Annotated in this window: 6 protein-coding genes and 1 tRNA gene; 6 read left to right on the top strand and 1 reads right to left on the bottom strand. The window is 55.4% G+C overall.

Annotation, left to right across the window (positions count from 1 at the left end; genetic code table 11):
* The first annotated feature begins 25 nt into the window (after positions 1 to 25).
* The 5 genes from D6694_12640 to D6694_12620 all read left to right on the top strand — a co-directional run bounded on the left by D6694_12640 (position 26) and on the right by D6694_12620 (position 2,499).
* A tRNA-Glu gene (locus D6694_12640) sits at positions 26 to 98 on the top strand.
* A 49-nt stretch (positions 99 to 147) separates the two neighbouring features.
* The gene (locus tag D6694_12635) at positions 148 to 411 is read left to right on the top strand and encodes a DNA-binding protein (protein RMH38219.1); all 264 of its coding nucleotides are present in this window, start codon (positions 148 to 150) and stop codon (positions 409 to 411) included.
* 202 nt (positions 412 to 613) lie between these two features.
* The gene (locus D6694_12630) at positions 614 to 1,054 is read left to right on the top strand and encodes an SH3 domain-containing protein (protein RMH38218.1); all 441 of its coding nucleotides are present in this window, start codon (positions 614 to 616) and stop codon (positions 1,052 to 1,054) included.
* Positions 1,051 to 1,839, top strand: a complete 789-nt coding sequence (locus D6694_12625; protein RMH38217.1) for a hypothetical protein — start codon at positions 1,051 to 1,053, stop codon at positions 1,837 to 1,839. Before D6694_12630 ends, D6694_12625 begins: the two co-directional genes overlap by 4 nt.
* Before the next feature lie 414 nt (positions 1,840 to 2,253).
* A complete protein-coding gene (locus D6694_12620) occupies positions 2,254 to 2,499 on the top strand; it encodes a hypothetical protein (GenBank protein RMH38216.1) in 246 nt (81 codons plus the stop codon).
* Positions 2,500 to 2,513: 14 nt separating this feature from the next.
* Here the strand turns inward: D6694_12620 and D6694_12615 are convergent, their stop codons facing one another.
* A complete protein-coding gene (locus D6694_12615; GenBank protein RMH38215.1) occupies positions 2,514 to 3,425 on the bottom strand; it encodes a hypothetical protein in 912 nt (303 codons plus the stop codon).
* A 389-nt stretch (positions 3,426 to 3,814) separates the two neighbouring features.
* On the opposite strand from D6694_12615, the gene D6694_12610 reads away from it, so the two are divergent.
* Positions 3,815 to 4,303: site-specific DNA-methyltransferase (locus D6694_12610; GenBank protein RMH38214.1), on the top strand; the 489-nt coding region annotated here is incomplete at its 3' end.

Here is a 4,303-nt window from a genome sequence, read left to right as displayed (position 1 = left end):
CTTGTGGTAAAATCCTGCCCGCTCCGCCCCCATCGTCTAGTGGCCCAGGACGCGGCCCTCTCAAGGCCGAAACACGAGTTCGAACCTCGTTGGGGGCACTGCAAGGTTATCGGGTATCGGGTTGTGCCACATTATGGAGCAGCCTTGATGCCCGAAAATATTTTCTCCCATTTCCCCTTTTTTCATCGAATGCCTGACCTGACCGGGTACGTCACCACCAAAGAAGCAGCCGAATTGCTTGGGTATCACATTGACCATGTGCGGCGCATGTTGCGGGAAGGCGACTTGAAAGGCCGCAAAGTGGGCTATATGTGGTTCGTGTTGCTGGATTCTATACGTGCTTATCAGGAAGCCAACAAAGAATTCAATAAATTTGACCGCAGGCGCGGTAATGCCCCTGCAAAGAAATAGGGAAAACGCCCAGCACTATTGACGGGCGTTTTTTGTTGTGCTATCCTATCAAATTAATACGATATGATACGGGCGAAGCCCGCTTTTTTGGCTCTATCATATCAAATTGATTTGATAGCACCTTGATAATTTCATAGCCCTCCATCCCGGCGGTGCGAACCCGACCAGAATCAAGGCCCAATGAGGGAATGCGAGGGAATCCATGACGCCCTGCAAGCGGGGCAAGCAGGGTGCGCAATGGTTTCGTACCTTTTTCCAAGGGATGCGTATGAACAAAAATCTCTGGTTGTTTTTCTTTCTTGGCTTCATAGGGTTGGCCTGTACCGCACCGGTTGCAGCGCGTATGGCTGCCCCTGTCCCCCTGACCCGGCCAGTGGCTACTACATCCTCCTCTCCCCAACCTGGGGAGACGGCCTTGCCTACGGTTGTGGTAATCACCCCTATGGCCGAAGTGGTCACCACTGCACTGACGGTGCGCGCCTGCCCCCAGTCTGATTGTCCCGCAGTAACCTGGCTGGTCAAAGGGCAGCGCGTAACCTTTGAAGAGACAAAACGCGCCCCGGATGGCGGCATCTGGGCGCATATTGTGGCCGGTGATGTTTCCGGCTGGGTAAACATGAAGTATCTGGAGGTGCAAAAATGAGCAATGTAGGCGATGTATTGAGCGAAAGCAAGAACAAGGCACTCAAGGTGCTGGCTATTTTCGCGTCCATTGTGGTGTATGTGGCCGGGTTACTGTACGCCGGGGTGCATAATTACACTCTCATGACCAAAGGAGTGCCAGATGATTTGTTGATTTGGGCAATCCTGGGTGTGGTTTCCCTGGAAATCAGTGCCCTGATGCTGCCGATTGCTTTGCATTGGTGGACGCATTCCCCCTTGCAACGGTTTGCCGCATTTGGGTTTTACTTGCTTGACTTGGGGTTACTCTTTTTCAATGTGGTCACAGACTACGGTATGACGGCGGGGATGGGGTTGCCTGCCTGGTCTGCGCTGTACTTGACGTACATCGTACCCGCCACGCCTCTTCTGGCAGCCGCGGGGTGGTCCCTTATCTGGTTGTTGGACCCATCTGAGCGGGAACGCGCGATGGTGGAAACGCTGAAGGCTTCCACGCGGGAGGCATTGGCTTCCCGCATTGCTGTGGCTGCCAAAGAAGCGGACGTCAATGGCCTGGTGGAACAGGCTGCTATTCGGATGGCCTTTGACATTGTGGGCAGTACAGTCAGCCACGCGTCACGCAGAGCGCTTCCCAGCGCCGGTGCAGCGCCTGCCCTTGTAGAAGGCACCACGAGACCGGCACCTGCCCTTGACCCACAAACGCTGGCGGTGATTGTCCAGGCCGTGAAAACAGAAATACAAAAGGACAAGACAAAAAGTAATGGACATCATGCAGAGGAGGCCGCCCGGCTAAACCCTACCGCATGATGTGCGCATACTGTGGTGCAGCCTTCGAAGCACGCAGGCAGCATGCACGCTATTGCAGTGAAGCCTGTAAACAGGCTGCCCGGCGTAAACGGCGGGCACCCTCGCGACACGCTAAAGGGAGTGTAACGCTGTCACGCGATACAGCGCGTCCCCGCTTTATGCGGGTGTGCGTGCGCTGTGGACGCGAATTTACGGCACAAAACCCCAGGGCGCGGTATTGTTCTGCCGCATGCCGACAGAGCGCTTACCGACGACGGCGGGCTGTGCGCAACGAAAAAGCCCCGACTCCACCTGCCCGGTGAACGATGTCGGGGCATGCACCAAAAAGGGCGCAAGGATATTATACCCAGGGGAAACCTTTCCCCTGGCTAATCCTGCGCCCTGTTGTCGTTTTAGCAAACAGGAGATGACGAGATGATACGTGAAAAGGTCATTACCCGTTACATTGTGATGTGCGAGAGGTGCGGATGGGGGCATACATTCGATGACCGAACCGTAGCCGAAGCCTGGCAGCAGGAATGTTTGCACCTGGTGGGTAAGGTGTGGTTATGCGAGGATTGCGCCGCCATCGTGCAGCAAACCATGTCGTATGACCCGGCCAGTGACCCGGCCTACTGGGCTGAGAAGTGGCGCAAGTGGACAGGCCGCCCTTTGACGTAGGCCTGTGCAGGCGTTCACCAGGGGAAAATGTTCTCCTTTGCTTTGGTGTGAAAATTGTACCAATCAGGGACGGGTTTCAATGCGTTTTCCAGGGAACGCCCGTAAAATGCAACCTGTGTTCCACTGGTATTCTGCAGGCTATCGGCATACCAGCGGCCAACGATGCTTTTCCGGTAGATGAGCACTACCGGGGGAAATGTGTCCACTTCCCATTGTTCATACCAGAGGCGGCTGTATGCTGCCGCTTCATGGGTTCGAATGATGTTGACAGTATGCTGGGGGCGCTCCGTATCCTGGTAGGCGAGAAGATACACGCGTTCCTGAGTCTCCTTGCGTAGTCGCAGCATGGCATCCGGGACGAAGAAGGGTTTGCCATCCTTTTGCAAGGCTGCCCGTTGTGAACCAACCCAGTATGAAACCCAACCAGATTCCACGGCCTTGTTGGCCAGACGCAAGATGACTTCGTTCAGGGCAAGGCGCCGCATCACTTGTTCCAGAGGCAGCGCCAAAAAGAGCGCCGACGGTTGATACCCAAGCCGCATTTTGGCAAGATGAATTCCAACGGGGCCAAGTGTGTAGATGGCCAGGCGTTCTTCTGGAGGGTAGGGCAGGCCGTAGGTGTCAAAGATTTCCTGAAGGTCTGGAGTGGTGTAGGGAAAGCGGTCCAGGATACGCTGTTTTAGATACTTGCGGGCCGTGCGACCGGCGACGTTCAGGTGCGTGCTAATGCAAACATCACAGGTGGCCAAAAAATCCAGCATATTGGCAAGGGCATTGCTGAGGCCGCTTTGCAGGAGGGCAGCAGCAGTAGATTTTGCCTGGGCAGGTGTCATGGGGGTAACAGATGGATGCCGTGATGGTACCGGGTGGGTGGGTTTGGTGTAGGCAGATAAATCAAACATGGTGGCCTCCAGTAACAGAGCCATACCCCCTGAAAAGGGGGTAGTACGTTTCGTTCCATTCCCCTGGGAATACGTGGCAGCCGGTGGGCACATTGCTGGTATGGAGCGGGCGCTTTGATGGCATTGCCCTTATTGTAGCCTGAAAAAACACGATGCGCTATGGGCAAGGCGCGGGTACCACATGGGCATGAGGCGGGCATGCAATGGGAGGGGCTTTTTTTCTCAAAATGGCACTTTGGGAGATGCGCCTGATAGCATCTCGTGCTATACTAACGCAAACGCCGGGCAGTGCGGTCACACTTCCCGGCGGAATATCCCACGCGGACGCGGCGCGTGGTTCGTCCACATCATAGCATGAACGCGCCGCTCTTGCAATGGGCGGCGCTTGTTTTTTTCCCTGGAGGTTCACCTGTATGACGCAACCCGACCGCTTTGAACGTCAATTCTTCGATGCCCTGCGGAACCTGTTCGTAGGGGCAAAAATCGAGGGGGAATCCGGCTATGTCAACCTGATGCGCATCAAATCGCGCTACTTCACCCAGGGCGTGGAACCCCGCCTGAAAGAAGCCATTGACGAGGCGCTGGAACCCTTCCCCGGCTTCCGGGAAGAACTCTTCGAGAAACTGTACACATTCTTCAAGCGCTATTTCAGCGAAAGCGGCTCGATTTATTTCCGCGATACCGCCTACCGGCACAGCGTCTATGAGCAGGTTTACACCAACGAGCAGGATGTGGTCCTGTTCTGGAAGACGCACATGCTCTACTACGTCAAAACCGACCGCATCTTCGCCAGTTTGCAGGTGGAAGTGGACGGCGTGCCGTTCTTCTTCGATGCGGGCAACATGGAATTGAAGCGCGCCAACGAGAAGCGCGAGGTGATTTACGCCTTCCGCGAGGTGGAT

It is taken from the genome of Gammaproteobacteria bacterium (assembly GCA_003696665.1).
In the GTDB taxonomy this organism is placed as follows: Bacteria; Pseudomonadota; Gammaproteobacteria; order Enterobacterales.
The sequence above is the reverse complement of the archived record's forward strand: the minus strand, read 5'-3'. Positions and strand labels throughout refer to the sequence as shown.

Bases quoted from the DNA above. Each gene is read 5' to 3' on its own strand.
- D6694_12625 (RMH38217.1), top strand. From the start codon at position 1,051: ATGAGCAATGTAGGCGATGTATTGAGCGAAAGCAAGAACAAGGCACTC.
- D6694_12615 (RMH38215.1), bottom strand. From the start codon at position 3,425: ATGGCTCTGTTACTGGAGGCCACCATGTTTGATTTATCTGCCTACACC.
- D6694_12635 (RMH38219.1), top strand. From the start codon at position 148: ATGCCCGAAAATATTTTCTCCCATTTCCCCTTTTTTCATCGAATGCCT.
- D6694_12630 (RMH38218.1), top strand. From the start codon at position 614: ATGACGCCCTGCAAGCGGGGCAAGCAGGGTGCGCAATGGTTTCGTACC.
- D6694_12620 (RMH38216.1), top strand. From the start codon at position 2,254: ATGATACGTGAAAAGGTCATTACCCGTTACATTGTGATGTGCGAGAGG.